Raw genomic sequence first — 15,475 nt, forward strand, 5'->3', positions numbered from 1 at the left:
CGAGATTCGAGGTAATCCGTGCCTAGTCCCACCACATGCTTGACGCTTGACCTAGGCGATCGATTACAAGCTCGGCGTTTTGCTCGAGGCAGCGAACGCCTTGACGGCTTGGAGCAAGCGGTCGAGGAAGATCGGCAGGTCCGGGGCAGCTACGTCGAAGCGTGGGTCCTCCGAGGTGTAGATGCCGCCGAGGACAGCGTCCGGTGGGAGGCGGTAGACGGAAGATCCTGCCGGCATGGCCAGCCCGTACTGGGTGCCGCCGCCATCGCTGGCGAATACGACAACATCGGCGTCGTGGCGGCCACGTACGTGCCAGAGGTCCCGTGACTCGTGGGCGTCAGCCACGTCAGAGGCCGTGTGCAGGAAGAGCCCGTTACCGACGTCCGGTAGATCTACGGCACCGATTGCGGCGTACAGGTCTACGAGGTCGGCGGGGATAGCGGGACGAACAGCAGCGAGCCGTGCAGCAGCGGCTGCGTCGGGCTCGCTGACGCCGTTCTCGCCAGGCGGGTACCCGTAGCGGTCTTCGAAATCGAGCATCGCGGAGGCAATGGCCATCCGCAGATCCTCGCGCCAGGTCTCCCGCTGGCCAGAATCCACGCAATCACCTCCGGGTCGCACCGACGAGCCGGGCCGACTTCACACGCTCTCAGCCAGCGGTGTCAAGCATGTGGTGGGACGCGGGTGTCAAGCATGTCCCGTGACGGGATAATTCAAGGTGATCCAGCCTTGTGAGAATTTTCTGTACGAGATCAAGGCGGCCCGCTTCGCAGGCCGCGCGCGCCGCCGAACCTGAGCCGGGCCCGCCGCCGCGCCTCTGGCCTTGGGCCGCCAGCGCGACGGTGACAGCCCGCCGACGGCGCGACATACGAAGAAGCCCCGGGCCGCCATGATCGATGACGGTTCCGGGGCTTGCGCGTTGGTCGATGCACAGTGCCTCCGGCGGGGCACTCTGGCGCTCCGGGATGGCTAGCAGGTGTACGGATGAGGCTGGGCCGGTCGCCCGAGTAACGACTTAGTCCGGGCTCCCTTTTGCCGGAGCTTCGGGTGGCCGCACGATTCCCTCGATTATCCGCAGCGTTCCTTCCGCCCGCCGGTCCTCTGGTAGATCCTGCAGCAATCGTTCAGCGATCAGAATCCGAGAAAGCTCTAGTGGCTGATAGAAATACCCTTGAAGCTTCTCGGAAGCGGCCTCCTGTGATCGAAGGAACGTGCGACCAATATAGCCACCCAGGGCGGCCGACAGGCCACCAATGAATGCGACCGTGACGGAGGAAACGAGGGTCTTCGCGACAAGCGAAGTGATTAACGACAACAGCAGGATCGCAAATCCACTGCCCATCGCCCACTGTGCTCGCCTGAAACTGGCGTTTGCCTGCTGCGTTGCGATCTCATGGTAGTAATCCAGCCTCTTGGCGGTTACTCCCCAAAGTGAGGGGAAGTCGAAGTGTAAGCTGTCGCGGTCAGCCAACTTCGACTCAGCATCTTGCACCTCTACCTTGGCTCGCTCCAGTTCGACACGGTCTCGATATAGGCGAAACTGCGTCCGCCTATAAAAAATGAATCCAACGAGCGGATATAGCGATATGCCTAGCGCAAGAGTAGACGCCTGCAAGCCTGCTTCTATCGGACTAGTGAAGAGGCTAGAGGAAAACTTGAACACGTAGATGTACCGAACGAGCCCAACCAGTGTGACGGCGAGCAGGTCGGCGGCGACAACCCACGTGAACGCCTTAATTACGCGTCGGCGTTCTTCCGAACGATGCCAGCCGACACGCTGCTCGGCAGACGCTATCGGAAGGCCGAAGGGTGTCGACCTAAGGTGTGTCTGCGGTGGACTTCCGGTTCTCTGCGGCGGCTTGTCGCTCTGACCTCCGCCGGGCCCATCTTTTTCTGAAAGTTCCGGCTCCTGGTCGAGGGTCATGTTGGAAGAGAATACATAGCTGGGCGTTTCGGCGGCAACGACGAACCGCGATGCGAGCGCCATTCATGAGAGTTGACCCGAAGGCGCGTCGGGGGCAGGTGCTGTTAGATGCTCGTTGAGCCAACTCGTGCGGCGGTAGATCACAGCTGCGGCTGGCCCTAGCGACTTTCGGTCGGCCTGGCTTCCGGCGATGCCAGCAACAGCTTCTGCTCGTCGGGTTTGGGTCGGCTGCCACCTAGATCAGTACGCTCTGGATGATCATCGGGTCGGCGTGTCAAGGATCTACATGTCTCGCGGTAACATCGATACTCTTCGCGCTCATGCCTCTCGCCGCAAGTCGGACCTTTGGCGGTATTGGGGCTACGGCGTCCTGGCATGCTCGCGTCGCGAAGGTCATCGGGCACAGATCCGGCACAACCGGGACCGAGAAGCCGTGTCAAACGTCGAGAGGCTTTGGCGACGGTTGCGTAGGCCACCCCGGCAATCCGTCCGATAGGAGATGATCTATCGAAGCCGGAGGTGTAAGGGGTTCCAACCCGGTCGTCGTCAGGCGTGATGGCAGGGTTGGCAGGGGAGGGGGTCGGCCCCGGGCGGAAGTCCGGTAGTGCAGCAACGAAGTACAGCAACCGACGGGACCCAATGAAGCCGCTACGGCATCGATCCGGCTGCCGTGCAGCGGGGCGAACCTAACCCGACCACCTCGCCGAGGTCTGGGGGTCAAGGGTCGTCGGTTCGAATCCGGCCATCCCGACAGACTAAAGCCCTGACCAGCGGAAATGCTGGTCAGGGCTTTAAGTTTGTCTATGGGTTTTGAGGCGCCCCCCGAAAACCTCATTTACCGGGGTCGGCAACCACGTTTGTCGTCCATGCCGGCGTCAGCGCCCGGTGGGCACGATGTTTGAGGAATGGCCGTTCTGCTCGTCGCGCTTCAGGCGCTTCGCAGTCTGCTTCTCCTTGATCGTCTTGCCCTTCTTCTTGACGTTCGCCTTGCTCGTCGAGTCCTTGGACATGATCGAACCTCCTGGAGCAGGTCGGTGAACGTGCAACGTGTTACTCGCCTGATCGTGGCGTGCAGGTGACGGAAGACCCGCGCGGCGTGCGCGAGGTCTTCACTGCACGCCAACCCTACGCTGTTCCAGCTCTTGGCGATGTTTGGAAGTGCGTCGCCGGCGGTGGGGCAGTGGTTCGTGTCGCTCACCGACTCGTACCCCCATTTCGGCGGTACGGTCCGTGCAGGGATCGAACACCCTGTCCAGGATGAAAGCTTCAAGATCCTGCGCGACTACCGTCGCGCCGCCCGGACATTGGCCGACGATGCTTCCGGCATCGCCAACCTCCACAACATCATCCTCGCCGGGCCCGATCATGACGGAGAAGCTGGGACGTTGGGACGGCGTATCGTCAGGCTCGCGGGTGTCGAGGTGTGCCGGGATGGCGGTGGGACGTGACGACGCAATTGCGGATCTACACCGTCCGGCCGGGGCGGCTCGACGCGTGGGTGACGGCTTGGCGGACGCTCGTCGTGCCACTGCGCCAGCGCTTCGGCTTCGAGATCTCGGGGTCCTGGGTCGATGTCGAGCGTCAGCAGCACATCTGGCTCGTGTCGCACCCCGGTCCGCAGTCGTTCGAGGAGGCCAACGTCGATTACTGGCGCTCGCCGGAGCGTACCGCGATGGGCCTGGACCCCCACGATTACCTGCTGAGCGAGGAGATCCGCACGGTCGACCCGGTGCTGTGATGGCGGGCGGCCGGTCAGGTCTCGGGATAGCCGATCAACCGCCTGGCCTCGCCCAGGAGCGGGGATCGCGTCAGCGGACGCCCGTCGATTTCGGTGGCGGCGAGGATCCCGCTCAGCGACCCGGTCAGCCACACGCCGTCCGCGTGCACCAACTCGTCGGGGGTCACCAGGGCCTCGTCGGTGCCCAGGCCGAGTGCGGCGGCCTGCCCGATGAGCGCGCCGGACGTGGTGCCGGCGATGATGCCCGACCAGCCCGGGACGGTGAACATGGTCGAGGACCGGATCCAGACCAGGTTGAAACTGGGGCACTCCAGCGCGTAGCCATCGGAACTGAGCCAGAGCATTTCCTGAGCGCCCCGGCTGGCGGCCCACCGCTGGCTGGCGGCGTGCACGGCGTACGACAGGGACTTCACGCCGCCCAACAGCCACGAGGCTTTCGCGCGTTCGCGGACCGGGAACCCGACGGTGCCCGTGACGAGACGAAGGCCGTGCTTCCGGTTGACCGATGTCCAGGGCGGTACGGGCTCCACTGTGGTGAAGATGGTGGGCCGGCCGGTGCCGGCTCGCCCCCGGGTGCACACCAGGCGCTGGACCGCCTCGACATCGCGGGGCCAGGCCGCCGCGACGTCGAGGACGAAGGTGCGCAGCACGTCGAGCTCCGGTAGCGGCAGCGCCAGGCTGAGCGCCGATCGGGACATCCGGTTCAGGTGGGCGGGCAGCAGTACGGGCTCGCCACCAGCCAGGAGCCACGCCTCGAATGCCCCGTCGCCACGCAGCAGCCCCGGGTCGTCGGCATGGACGATCGGCGTGGCCGGGTCGACCAGGCCGATGCCGTGAACTGCCACCAGCCGGTCCATTGCCGAACACTCCTTCGCCACACTGCCATGAGTGTGCGTACGGCCCTGGCATGCCCTCGATCGGAGCGCCGCCGCCGCCGAATGCTTCGCTCGGCCGCATTGCCGTTGGCCTATGCTACGACAGGCCCCAGCCACTTCGCCCTCAGCAGATTGATGACTGATGGAAGTACCCACTGGGAACATGGAACCGGCTTCCTCCGCTCTGGATCCCGTTGCCGTCTGGACCGATGGTCGGCTGGGTCTGCCTGGCACCAAGACGGCGTCCGGCCTGATCCTGACCGGCACACGGTGGACGGTCGCCTGCGTGGTGGACGCACGCCACGCCGGCGCCGATGCCGGCGTGGTCCTCGGGGTCGGGCCGCTTGGCGTGCCCGTGGTGCCGGATCTCGCCGCCGCCTCGCGAGCCGGTGCCCGCAGCGTGGTGATCGGCGTCAACTCGATGGACGCGCACACGGTCGTCCCCGCCCGGCTGAAGGCTGTGGCCGTCGACGTGGTCCGGCACGGGCTCAACGTCATCTGCAGCACACACGCCCGGCTGAACGACGATACCGACCTGGTCGGCTTGGCCACTGCGGCCGGTGTCGAGCTGGTCGACGTGCGGGGCGACGGCCCTCGGGAGACGCTGTCGACCGACCTGTCGGTTGACGCGACGGTGCTGCTGACGACCGGCACCGACTGCGCCGTCGGAAAGATGACGACGGCCCTCGCGGTACACCGCGAGGCGCTCTCCCGGGGCATGCGTAGCGCCTTTTTGGCGACCGGGCAGATCGCGGCCATGTGTGGCGCGGACGCGGTGGTGCAGGTCGACCGCATCTTCGCGGACTTCATCACCGGGGCCGTGCAGCGTGCCGTCCATCGCCTGGCCGGCGCGGGGCACGAACTCGTCGTCGTCGAGGGGCAGGCGGCGACGTTGCACCGCGTCTACGGTGGCAACTCGGTCAACCTTCTTTATGGGGCGGCGCCGGATGCGATCATCATGTGCCACGACACCGATCGTCAGGTCCGGGCGATGTTCCCCGGCCTGCCGGTCCCGCCGGTGACCGACGAACTCCAGACGATCGCGGACCTCTGTCGTCGAGTCGGCGTTGCCGCCACGCTGGCCGGGTTCTCCGTCTTCGGTGGCAGCCCGTTCCGCGAGGGGGATCGCTATCCCGTGCCGGTGGTCGACACCCGGGCCACCGATGCCGCCGCCATCCTGCTGGACTCCGTCCTGCGGCTGACTCGGCACGCCGAGCGCGACCGACGGTGAGGCTCAGTGCTGCCCGGGCGATTCGTCCGGCAGCGAGAGCATGTGCGACTGTCGCTCTCCCGCGGACAGATTTCGGAACACCCGGTGCCGGGCTCGGCCCCGAAGGTCGTCGATGTCGGGCTGGACCGACCAGAGTCGGGCCGACTTGTCCAGCGAGGCGGTGAGCAGCGTCCGCCCGTCGGCCGACCAGGCGACCGATGTCACCCGATCCACGTGTACACCGACCACCCGAGGCTCCGCGTCGTCCACCGCGCTCCAGACCCGTACGGTGCGGTCGTAGGAGCCGGTGGCGATCTGGTCGCCGGACGGCGACCAGGCGACCGCCCGTACCCGCCCCTCGTGGCCCTCGAGGGTCCGGATGTGCCGGCCGGTGCGGGGGGCCCAGATCCGGGAGGTCCAGTCCGCGGAGCAGGTGACGACGAACTGTTCGTCCGGTGACCAGGCCACGCCGTCCACCCAGTTGTGGTGGCCGCGAAGGACGGCGAGTTCCTCGCCGGTGGCGCTGTCCCAGACCCGGGCGGTACGGTCGTCCGAGGTCGTGGCGATCATGCGCCCACTCGGCGACCAGGCGAGGCGGACCACCCAGTCGGTGTGGCCCCGCAGTTGCAGCAGCCGGCGGCCGGTCGTGGCGTTCCAGATCGACGCCGTGCCGTCCCGGCAGGCCGTGGCGATCCGTGTGTTGTCCGGGGCCCACATGAGACCCTCGCAGATCGTCTCTTCGTCCAGCCGGAGGTATGGCTCGACGCTGTCCGGGCGCCACAGTTGCACCGAGCCGTCGTTCGAGCACGAGCCGAGGCGGTGCCCGTCGGGTGCCCACGCCACCCCCCAGACGGTGCCGGTGTGCCCGGTGAAGGTGCTGACGACTCCGGACGCCACGTTCCAGACCCGGACCGTCCCGTCGTCCGAGGCGGTCGCGATCCGGGACCCGCCGGCGGCCCACACCGCCGCGCGAAGCCCGCCGGTGTGCCCGGTGAACGCCTGTCGTTCGGCACCGCGGGGCAGTATCGACCAGACCCGGGCGGTGTGGTCGCTGGAGGCCGAGGCGAGCGCGGTGCCGTCGGGCGACCAGGCCACGCCCCACACGGCGTCCTCGTGACCACGCAGCGCGGCGACCTCCCGGGCGTCGCTGACGTCCCAGATCCGTACGGTCCGGTCGCTGGAGGCGGAGGCCAGCGACCGTCCGTCGGGTGACCAGGACACGTCCCAGACGAAATCGGTGTGCCCACGGATCAGCAGCAGTTGACGGCCGTCGGTGACGTCCCAGATCCGGATCGTCTGGTCGCCCGAGGCCGTGGCGAGCCGTCGCCCATCCGGGCACCACGACAGGCCCTCGATGAAGTCGGTGTGCCCCCGCAGCACGGTCTGCTGCTCACCGGTGGCGAAGTCCCACACGACGGCAGTGCGGTCGTGCGACGTTGAGGCGAGCAGAGTGCCGTCCGGCGACCAGGCGAGACCGTAGACGTCGCCGGTGTGCCCGCGCAGGGTCGCCGTGTGGTCGCCGGTGTCCGTCCGCCACACGTGGATGTGGTGGTCCTGTGCGCCTGCGGCGACGTGCTCGCCGTCCGGCGACCAGGCAATGCCACGGATCAGGTCGTCGGCGCCGTAGAGGGTCGGCGGCGGATCGTCCGCGCCCACCCGCCACAACTTGACCGTACGGTCCCGGGAACCGCTGGCGACGCGGCGCGAGTCGGGCGCCCAGGCGATGGCCTCCACCATGGCGTCGTGACCGGTGAACTCGGCGATTGCCTGGCCGGAGTCGGGGTCCCACACGCGGATGGAGTTGTCCCGGGAGCCGGTCGCGATCAGGCGGCCGTCCGGGGACCAGGCGATCGACCGTACGGTGTCGGTGTGCCCGGAGAGCACCCGTCGCAGGTGGCTGAAGGCGAGCGCGGACATGAGGGCGCGTTCGATCAACGGCGTGATGGGCGCCTCGGCGATCGCCGCGATGGAGAGCAGGATCGACAGCTCCGGGAACCGTTCGGCATTGGCGAGGACGTACCGGCCGATGTTCTCCGACACGCGACGCAGGAAGGCCAGGTCCCGGCGCTTCGACTGCTCGATGAGGGCCCGGACCACCTCGCTCGCCTGGCCGAGCGCCTCCAGGCCGGTGAGCCACTGCTCGGCCAGCACCAGCCGCTGCCCGGTCAGGAGGTAGTCGTCGCTGCGCCCGGAGTGCTGCCAGTCGGCGGCCCACCGCTCCAACTCGGAGCGCCGACGGAGGTGCTCGGCGCGCGTCTCGACCTCCTGCCGCAGCGGCGCCCAGAGTCGGAACAGCGACTCGTGCGCCACCTCCACGACCGGTTCGCCGTCCTGCACCTTGCTGACCAGCAGCCTCGCGTCGACGAAAGCGGCGACGGTACGGCGCTGCTCGGAGCTCAGCTCCGCCAGAGCTACCGGCCGTTTGGTCGCCTCGCTCGAGTCCAGCGAGACGAACCGCAGCAGGGTCGTCAGGATCGGGGCGATGCCGCCTTCCCCGCGTAGCTCGGTGACGACCTGGTCGGCCTGCCGGGTGAGTGCGCCACCGACCCCGCCGGTGGCGAGGTAGGCCTTCAGGCTCACCGCGGCTCCGGGCCGGACCTCGAAGAAGAGCTCCTGCAACAGGTACGCCAACAGCGGCAGCGCGTCGGTCGTGCCGACGTCGGCGATGATCCGGTTGACGACCAACGGCTCGAACGTCATGCCGGCGATCCGGGCCGGCTCCTCGATGATGGCGGTGAGGTACTCCGTCTTGATGGAACCGATCGCGACAGGGTTCTGGAACAGCGCCGCCATGTCGCTGTCGAGGAACTGCGCGAGGTATTCGATGCGCATGCTGGCGATCACCGACAAACGGCTGTCGGCGGCCAACAGGCGCTCGACGATCTCGAGGAACAGGTGCCGATCGCTCTCGCCGGAGAGCGTGAACAGCTCCTCCAACTGGTCGATCACCAGGAGCACGTGGCCGAACCGGCGTCCCATTCCTCGGCGGATCTCGGCGACGTAGTTCGCCGCGCTGGCCGGGTTCTCGCGTATCGCCCGGACGATGACCGGTATGGCGACCGGTTCCGGGAGCGCCTCGGTGATGGCCTTGGCCAGGTTCGTCACCGGTGCGCCGCCCGGGTTGATCGTGGGCAGGTTGATCCACCGCCGGGTCTTGAGCGTCGGAACGACACCTGCCTGCACCAGCGAGGACTTCCCGCCGCCGGACGCGCCAACCACCACCAGCAGCCGCTCCCGAGGGTCCGCCGAAGCGGCGAGCATCCGCCGGACGATGTCCGAGATCTGCTGGTCCCGACCGAAGAAGACGGCCGAGTCCTCCTCCCGGAAGGGCTCCAACCCCGGGTACGGCGGCCGGCGCGGGTCCCAGTCGGAGCGTTTCGCCTTGGGATTCGCCGCGACGTGCAGAACGACCTGCCCGACGACGAGGAGAACCACGATCACGACGAACGCCGGGATCGCCACAGACTGCAGGACCCGCAGGTAGGTGGGTGGTTCGCTCAGGTTCGTCAGGTAGTTGCCGATCAGACCGAGCAGGCTCGTGGCCAGAATCAGCGCGACATTGAGATACAGCGCGAGTGCACGTTGTCTCTTCACGCCGACTCCGAGTCCGACAGGACGTGCCCCAGAGGCGAACCCCGTGCCGCCGTCGTCAGTGCACGGGGAGCCGAGAATGCGTACGCCTCGCTCATGGTATCGCTTCGATGTCTCAGCGGCGCAAGGCGACATGTGTCGCCAAGCCGTCCCGGGCACCCTGGCCGACACCGGCACAACGTGGGCGGCGGACCGGCTCAGCGAGCGGGCCCGCCGTTGTGTCTGGTCCGGCAGCGCCGGCCAAAATCGGCCAGGAGAGCCAGGTCCAGTGGGCTGCGGGCGGTGTGCTGTTCGAAGTGCCATTGAACGCCGAGCACGAATCGGTGTGGCCGGTCGACGGCGATGGCTTCGATCACGCCGTCGGGCGCGACCGCTTCGATGTGGACGCCGGTCGGCAGCCGGTCGACGATCTGCGAGTGTTGGGAGTTGACCAGGAACTCCGCGTTGGGCGGCTGGCCGAGCAGAGTGGCGAGGTGGCCGCCGGGGGTGAGGGTGACCGGGTGGGCCGGGCCCCACCGGTCGTCGTTCTCATCGGGTAGCCGCCGGTGGCTACCGGTGGGGTCGGTCTCGCACAGCAGCCCGCCGCTGTGCACGGCGATCTCCTGCATCCCCCGGCAGCTGCCGAGCACCGGCAGGTCGGGCAGGTGGGCCGCGGCGGCGAGCAGCGCGCTGGCCACGGCATCGCGCGCAGGGTCGTAGGCGCGGTCGGGGTGGATCGGTGTGGCCGTGTCGAAACTGGCCGGATGCAGGAAGGACGGACCGCCGGGCAGCACGAGGCCGTCGAGGACCGACAGGATGGCGCCGGCATTGTCCGGCTCGGTGGCCGGGATCAGTACGGCGGCAACGTCGGCGTGCCGAGCGAGTTGGCGTACGACCGTCCTGTTGACGTGTGAGTAGGTGGTGCCGGTGGCGCTCTGGCTGGTACAGGCAAGCACGCCGACGACGGGTGTGCTGCCTGTTGGTGATCTCACGTGGTCAGCCTCTCGCCCCAGTGCGACACGCGACAAACGACCGTGACCACGCGGCGGCGGGCCACTCGCTGTCATCGATGCTCCCTCTATCCTCGGTGCGACGGGAGCAGATGGGAATACAGATGCGATCATCGCAATCCCGGAAGAGGCCAGATCCGCGGCGGCTGGCGGCGGACATTCTCCACGGCGACTCGGAACTACACGCGCAGAGGGAAGCGACGACGGATCGCGGGGCGTGGACCGTCGCTCGGCGGGCCGTCCTGTTCGATGACTACAGCGCGATCCGACTCATGGATCAGATCCCGTATCCGGACGGGTTTCAACTCAGAGCCCGGCTGCGAGCCGGAGGCGACGACATCATCGTTTCTCGGCCACGGCCACCAGCCGGATTCGACGAGTACTACTCGGGGCGCCTCGGGCTGGGTGATCCGGTCTGGTTGCACCCCGACTCCGCGACTGACCTGTGCTCGGCGGCTTGGAGCGACAGCCGTACGTCGGCGGCCCTGGTCGAGGCCGCTCGCGGCGGCGCATATCTGCATCCCTACCACGCGTCCGAGGCGGCGTGGCAGCTCGCTGATCGCCTGTCCCGTGCCGCCCGCCTGTCGGTGCCAGTGCTCGGGCCGCCTCCCCGGTTGTGTCAGTTGGCGAACGACAAGTCCTGGTTCCTCAGTACGGTCGCGGACCTGCTCGGCGCCGAGGCGATCCCCCGGCTGCGGGTGACGCGCCGCTTCGCCGACGTCCCGGCCGCAATCGAGGAGATCTCCCGACACTCGCCCAAACTCGCCGTACGGATACCGGATTCCGCCGGCGGTCTGGGCATGCGCGTCTTCGCCACCGACGTCCTGCGTCGACTCGACCGGCGGGCCCTCATCGCCTGGGCCGCCGACGTCTACCGCGACCTGGGTCTCCGAGATGACTCGGCCGTGCTGGTGACCAGCTGGGAGGAGACACTCGCCGCACCCAGCATCGAGGTGACGATAGCGCCGGGGGAGGCGGCGGCACCGACCTGCGGCCGGGTCATCGATCAGATCTTCACCGACGTCGATCGGTCCCAGTTCGGCGGCGGCGTCGCCGGCGCGCTTCCGCCCGAGATCGTGCGCCGCCTGCGCTCCCACGCTTCGACGATCGCGGTGCTCCTGCAAGCACTGGGATATCTCGGGCGTCTGTCGTTCGACTTCATCGTCACCGGCCGGTCCCTCGCGGACGCGGACGTTCGGGTCGTCGACTGCAATGCCAGGTGGAGCGGCGGCTCGGTGCTGGGGGCCATGTTGGACCGCCTCTTTCCCAACAGATCACAGCCGTACGCCTTCGGCGCCCTGCGGCATCCGCAGCTGCGTTCGATTCCGTTCGACGTCCTGATCGATCGTCTGGAAGGCAGGCTCTGGAATCCGTCCACCAGGCGCGGTGATCTGCTCGTGCACAACGTCGGTCATCTCGCGGCGTCCGGGCGTGCCGACATCGTGGTGCTCGCGGACAGCGCCGAAACGGCCCGGCACCGCCTGGCAAACCTGTCCCGCTCGGTGGCGGACGGCACCGCCGCGCTGTTGCTCGCGAAAGACGCGGGAGCTGGCCCGGCTACCTCTTGAGCAGTTCGATGAGCGCGATGGCCGGGCTTCTGCCGATCAGACGATTTCGACATGCCGTGGTGGGCGCACGAAACGCCGAACGGCGGCCCGCTGAATCAGTCGGGCCGCCGTTCGCAGAGTGTGGATCAGACCGGGCGGATGTTCTCCGCCTGCGGGCCCTTCTGGCCCTGGGTGATGTCGAACTCCACCTTCTGGTTCTCGTCGAGGCTGCGGAAGCCGCTCGCCGAGATCGCGGAGAAGTGGGCGAAGACATCGGCGCCGCCGTCGTCCGGGCTGATGAAGCCGAAACCCTTGTCGGCGTTGAACCACTTCACGGTGCCTGTAGTCATGTCTGCTCCTTCGCAGGCTGTTAGAGACCGCACTGTGCGGACCCTTACGCCGCTGCGTTGATTACCCGCGTCGAAACGACACGAAAAACGAAAAGCGCCTGGATGGGTTTCAGATGCCCCATCAGGCGCCGGAAAACGTCTAAGGAAATCAAAACTGCAACTGGGCTACCGTAGCACATGACTTGATCCATGGAGGTGAGCGGATCTGGTCACCCCTGCGCCGATGGCTGGGTCACCGGCACCGCCACGCCAGGATCAGGACGATTAGGTAACGGCTGCAGGGGCATCATGGCACGACGGCACGAGGGCCCTGTTTGGTCAGCCGCCCGGGCAGCGGGTGTCACCGCCGCTGTGTTCGACGCAGTGCCCCGGTGGGCCGGGCGTCGTCGCTGCCGCCGGCGGATCGAGGTCCCGGCCGGCGAGGACGGCGATCGGTACGGCGGGCACGGCGATCACGACGGTGAGCACCAGGAAGACGACTGTGGTGCGCACCCGCCGCAGTTGGTACGCGACGAGCGCGATGACTGCCGGCCCGGCGGTCGCGACCAACGCGGCGACCAGCAGGGCCACGCTCGCCCGACGTTCGAGGTCCTCGAACTCGCCGGACTGGTCGCCGTAGCTGACGCTCCACTGCTCCAGGAGGATGCCCACCCACCACACGGCCGCCGCGGTCAGCCCGCAGACCCAGACCAGCACCAGGAGCCCCACGATCGGACCACTTCGCCGACCTGTGTCGACCGCTCCAGACGTCATGCGGTTCAGCGTGGATGGCTCAACCCGGCCGGGCATGAGTCGGCGTACTCAGGCTTGCTCGCCGAGGACACGCGCGAACCTGACACCCGCACTGGGTCCTTCCTCCCCAGACCGGTTCAGGCGCCCTTCTCGCGGCCCCGTCCGGATCCAAGCGCAAGACCCCGCCCGCCCATCGACATCAGCGTGCACGTGATCGGGTTGCTGAGGCGGGTCCGGCCGGTCTGTCGTGGGTTCTTTTACAAGCGCTCGCCCGTCATGGTGCTGGCTCGGACGCTTCTAGTTGCCGGGGAGGGTCAGCCGCGCGTAGTCGGGTAGGGAGGTGAGTACTCGGCGCTGGCCGTTAGCGGGGTTGGCGGCGACCAGTTCGGCGCCGTGGGCGGTCCAGCGTTTCCTAGGGAGGACCAGATAACCGTGGGGACGGCCGCCGAACACGGCCGTCCCCAGGGGTGGTGCGATGTGGAGCGAGGATCAGCGGTTCGCGACCCCGCCGGTGGGGGCTGGCTGCACTCGCTCGAACCGCACCCGGCTCAGCCACCCCGGGAGGTCACTGAGTACGTACACCTCGCCGTTCACGTCGGTGCCGAACGCGGTCGGCTGGGTGGGGAAGGTGCCGATCTCAGCGGACTCGTAGCCACCCGTGGACTTGGGACGCACGGCGAACGCGCGGGTCGAGCAGTAGTCGCTCGCGATGTAGGTTCCCCGCGCCTCCGGGGTGGCGGACCCCCGGTACACCAGACCGCCGATGATGGAGCAGTTCTCCGTCATGTAGTGGTCGTATTCGACGACCGGGTCGGTAAGCCGCACACCCGGCCGGCACTGCGTCTCGTCGAAGACCGGCGTGCCCTCTCGGCAGGACCAGCCGAGGTTCGCGCCACGCTGCGACGGGCGGATGTGGTTGATCTCCTCGATCAGGCCCTGGCCGACATCACCGATCCACAGCGAGTTGTCGACCGGGTCGATGGAGAACTTCCACGGGTTGCGCAGCCCGTAGACCCAGATCTCTGGACGCGCGCCCTGCGTGCGGACGAACGGGTTGTCGAAGGGCACGCAGTAGGGCTTGCCCCCGCAGGAGCGGTTGACGTCGATCCGCAGAATCTTGCCGAGCAGGGTGCCGAGGTTCTGACCGGACTTGAACGGGTCATTCGCGTAGCCACCGTCGCCAAGGGACCAGTAGAGGTAGCCGTCGCGACCGAACGCCACCTGGCCGCCGTTGTGGTTGCCGTACTCGGCGTGCTCCTGAGTGAGCAGCACCTGCACCCGGTCGGGAGCGCCGATGGGCACCCGCGCCAGGGTCAGCGCGCCGGCCGGCAGGCTCGTGTAGGCCACGTAGAGCATCCCGGTTCGCGCGAAGTTCGGCGCAGGCGTGATGCCGAGCAGGCCGCGCTCGTTGTCCGACGTGTCGATCCGGGCCGTCAGGTCGAGCACCGGCTCGGCCGCCAGACCGGTGTCGGGGTGGTAGGCGCGGACGGTGCCGTTCTTCTCCGCGATCAGCATGCGGCCGTCCGGCAGTCCGGTGATTGCGATCGGACGCTGCAGACCGAAGGCCACCTGTTCGGATACCACGGTCAGCTCGGTCAGTGGCGCAGCGCGGGGGTGGGATCTGTCGGCCGCGGCGGTGCCAGCCATTGGCGCCGATGGCGCCAGGGACGCGGCCAGGGCCAGAACGATCAGCCCGGCCAGCATGGTGGCCGGGCGATAACGCCGTCGTGACATGTTCAGCTCCTCGGGCAGGTGGATTGGTGGCGGTCTGGGAGCGTTCCCACGATACATCGGCTGGGATCAATATCCAACCGACGTCTGGCGACTCCGACCGGCTACGCCTGGCGGCACCGGCCGGACCCGGTCCGTCGCGGGACCTCCGGAGCGGGTGACAACGGGCGGTAGGGTGAGTTACCGATCGATACGAACGGTGGTGCCGGTGAGTGTGGTCCAGGCGGGTGTCACCGCGACGACGACGTTGCTGGCGGTCCTGATCGGGGGGTGGCTCACCGTCCGGGCCCAGGACCGGCTGTGGCGGCGCGACCAGGATCGACAGTGGCGTGACATCCGGTTGAACGCGTACACCGACTTCATCGGCGCGGTCCGGGAGTACGTGGCCTTCGTCCTCAACCCGGCCGCCCGCATCACCGCGGTGCCGCGCCCGCGTGATCCGAGTGATCTCATGCCGTTCTTCGACGACGAGGGCAGCCGCTACCGGGAGCGGCTGGAGAGCACCAAGACCGCGCTTCGGCTGGTGGCCGGCCAGGTCGAGGTGGTGAGCGGTTCGTCGGAGCTGGTGCGCCAGGCCCGGCTCCTGGCCGCCACCCGGGCGGGCAGCGACGCCCAGGCGTTGCCCGCCGATCGGTTCGACGCCCTGTGGGAGGCCGAGCGCCGATTCATCGAGGTGGCCCGGGCCGAACTCGGCCTGCCCTCCGCATTCGTGACCTGACGCCGCCACGTGCCCGACTCGGGCATTCCCAACTCACATCAGGTGAGGGCTGACGCAACTCCGCTGGCTG

The 15,475-nt window shown here is 67.9% G+C and carries 14 protein-coding genes; 5 read left to right on the top strand and 9 right to left on the bottom strand.

Features of this window, described 5'->3' with window-relative positions; translation table 11 throughout:
* Positions 1–63: 63 nt before the first annotated feature.
* The 3 genes from ACIBD9_RS24880 to ACIBD9_RS24890 all read right to left on the bottom strand — a co-directional run bounded on the left by ACIBD9_RS24880 (position 64) and on the right by ACIBD9_RS24890 (position 2,934).
* Positions 64–558 (bottom strand): hypothetical protein, encoded by a 495-nt coding sequence (locus ACIBD9_RS24880; protein ID WP_396721266.1) that lies wholly within the window; start codon positions 556–558, stop codon positions 64–66.
* Positions 559–1,015: 457 nt separating this feature from the next.
* Positions 1,016–1,987 (bottom strand): hypothetical protein, encoded by a 972-nt coding sequence (locus tag ACIBD9_RS24885; RefSeq protein WP_396721268.1) that lies wholly within the window; start codon positions 1,985–1,987, stop codon positions 1,016–1,018.
* Positions 1,988–2,799: 812 nt separating this feature from the next.
* Complete coding sequence (locus tag ACIBD9_RS24890) at positions 2,800–2,934, bottom strand: hypothetical protein (protein WP_327031646.1); 135 nt, start codon at positions 2,932–2,934, stop codon at positions 2,800–2,802.
* A 177-nt stretch (positions 2,935–3,111) separates the two neighbouring features.
* Between ACIBD9_RS24890 and ACIBD9_RS24895 the strand changes: the two genes are divergently transcribed.
* Entirely contained in the window at positions 3,112–3,372 is a 261-nt protein-coding gene (locus ACIBD9_RS24895; protein ID WP_396721270.1) for a hypothetical protein, read from the top strand.
* Entirely contained in the window at positions 3,369–3,662 is a 294-nt protein-coding gene (locus tag ACIBD9_RS24900) for an NIPSNAP family protein (RefSeq protein WP_396721272.1), read from the top strand. Before ACIBD9_RS24895 ends, ACIBD9_RS24900 begins: the two co-directional genes overlap by 4 nt.
* Positions 3,663–3,676: 14 nt before the next feature.
* On the opposite strand, the gene ACIBD9_RS24905 is transcribed toward ACIBD9_RS24900, so the two are convergent.
* Complete coding sequence (locus ACIBD9_RS24905; protein WP_396721273.1) at positions 3,677–4,519, bottom strand: aminotransferase class IV; 843 nt, start codon at positions 4,517–4,519, stop codon at positions 3,677–3,679.
* A 181-nt stretch (positions 4,520–4,700) separates the two neighbouring features.
* On the opposite strand from ACIBD9_RS24905, the gene ACIBD9_RS24910 reads away from it, so the two are divergent.
* Positions 4,701–5,768, top strand: a complete 1,068-nt coding sequence (locus ACIBD9_RS24910) for a DUF1611 domain-containing protein (RefSeq protein ID WP_396721274.1) — start codon at positions 4,701–4,703, stop codon at positions 5,766–5,768.
* 3 nt (positions 5,769–5,771) lie between these two features.
* On the opposite strand, the gene ACIBD9_RS24915 is transcribed toward ACIBD9_RS24910, so the two are convergent.
* The gene (locus tag ACIBD9_RS24915) at positions 5,772–9,341 is read right to left on the bottom strand and encodes a hypothetical protein (RefSeq protein WP_396721275.1); all 3,570 of its coding nucleotides are present in this window, start codon (positions 9,339–9,341) and stop codon (positions 5,772–5,774) included.
* A 194-nt stretch (positions 9,342–9,535) separates the two neighbouring features.
* Positions 9,536–10,309, bottom strand: coding sequence for a gamma-glutamyl-gamma-aminobutyrate hydrolase family protein (locus ACIBD9_RS24920; RefSeq protein WP_396721277.1), 774 nt, complete (start codon positions 10,307–10,309; stop codon positions 9,536–9,538).
* 290 nt (positions 10,310–10,599) lie between these two features.
* Between ACIBD9_RS24920 and ACIBD9_RS24925 the strand changes: the two genes are divergently transcribed.
* Positions 10,600–11,895 (top strand): hypothetical protein, encoded by a 1,296-nt coding sequence (locus ACIBD9_RS24925; RefSeq protein ID WP_396721278.1) that lies wholly within the window; start codon positions 10,600–10,602, stop codon positions 11,893–11,895.
* 125 nt (positions 11,896–12,020) lie between these two features.
* Here the strand turns inward: ACIBD9_RS24925 and ACIBD9_RS24930 are convergent, their stop codons facing one another.
* From ACIBD9_RS24930 to ACIBD9_RS24940, 3 genes are all read right to left on the bottom strand, one after another.
* The gene (locus tag ACIBD9_RS24930; RefSeq protein WP_238661733.1) at positions 12,021–12,224 is read right to left on the bottom strand and encodes a cold-shock protein; all 204 of its coding nucleotides are present in this window, start codon (positions 12,222–12,224) and stop codon (positions 12,021–12,023) included.
* A 318-nt stretch (positions 12,225–12,542) separates the two neighbouring features.
* A complete protein-coding gene (locus ACIBD9_RS24935) occupies positions 12,543–12,977 on the bottom strand; it encodes a hypothetical protein (RefSeq protein ID WP_396721279.1) in 435 nt (144 codons plus the stop codon).
* 468 nt (positions 12,978–13,445) lie between these two features.
* Positions 13,446–14,690 (bottom strand): PQQ-dependent sugar dehydrogenase, encoded by a 1,245-nt coding sequence (locus ACIBD9_RS24940; protein WP_396721280.1) that lies wholly within the window; start codon positions 14,688–14,690, stop codon positions 13,446–13,448.
* A 205-nt stretch (positions 14,691–14,895) separates the two neighbouring features.
* On the opposite strand from ACIBD9_RS24940, the gene ACIBD9_RS24945 reads away from it, so the two are divergent.
* Positions 14,896–15,405 (top strand): hypothetical protein, encoded by a 510-nt coding sequence (locus ACIBD9_RS24945; RefSeq protein WP_396721282.1) that lies wholly within the window; start codon positions 14,896–14,898, stop codon positions 15,403–15,405.
* Positions 15,406–15,475: the final 70 nt, after the last annotated feature.

Origin of the sequence: Micromonospora sp. NPDC050784 (assembly GCF_044456765.1) — a bacterium.
Lineage (GTDB): Bacteria > Actinomycetota > Actinomycetes > Mycobacteriales > Micromonosporaceae > Micromonospora > Micromonospora foliorum.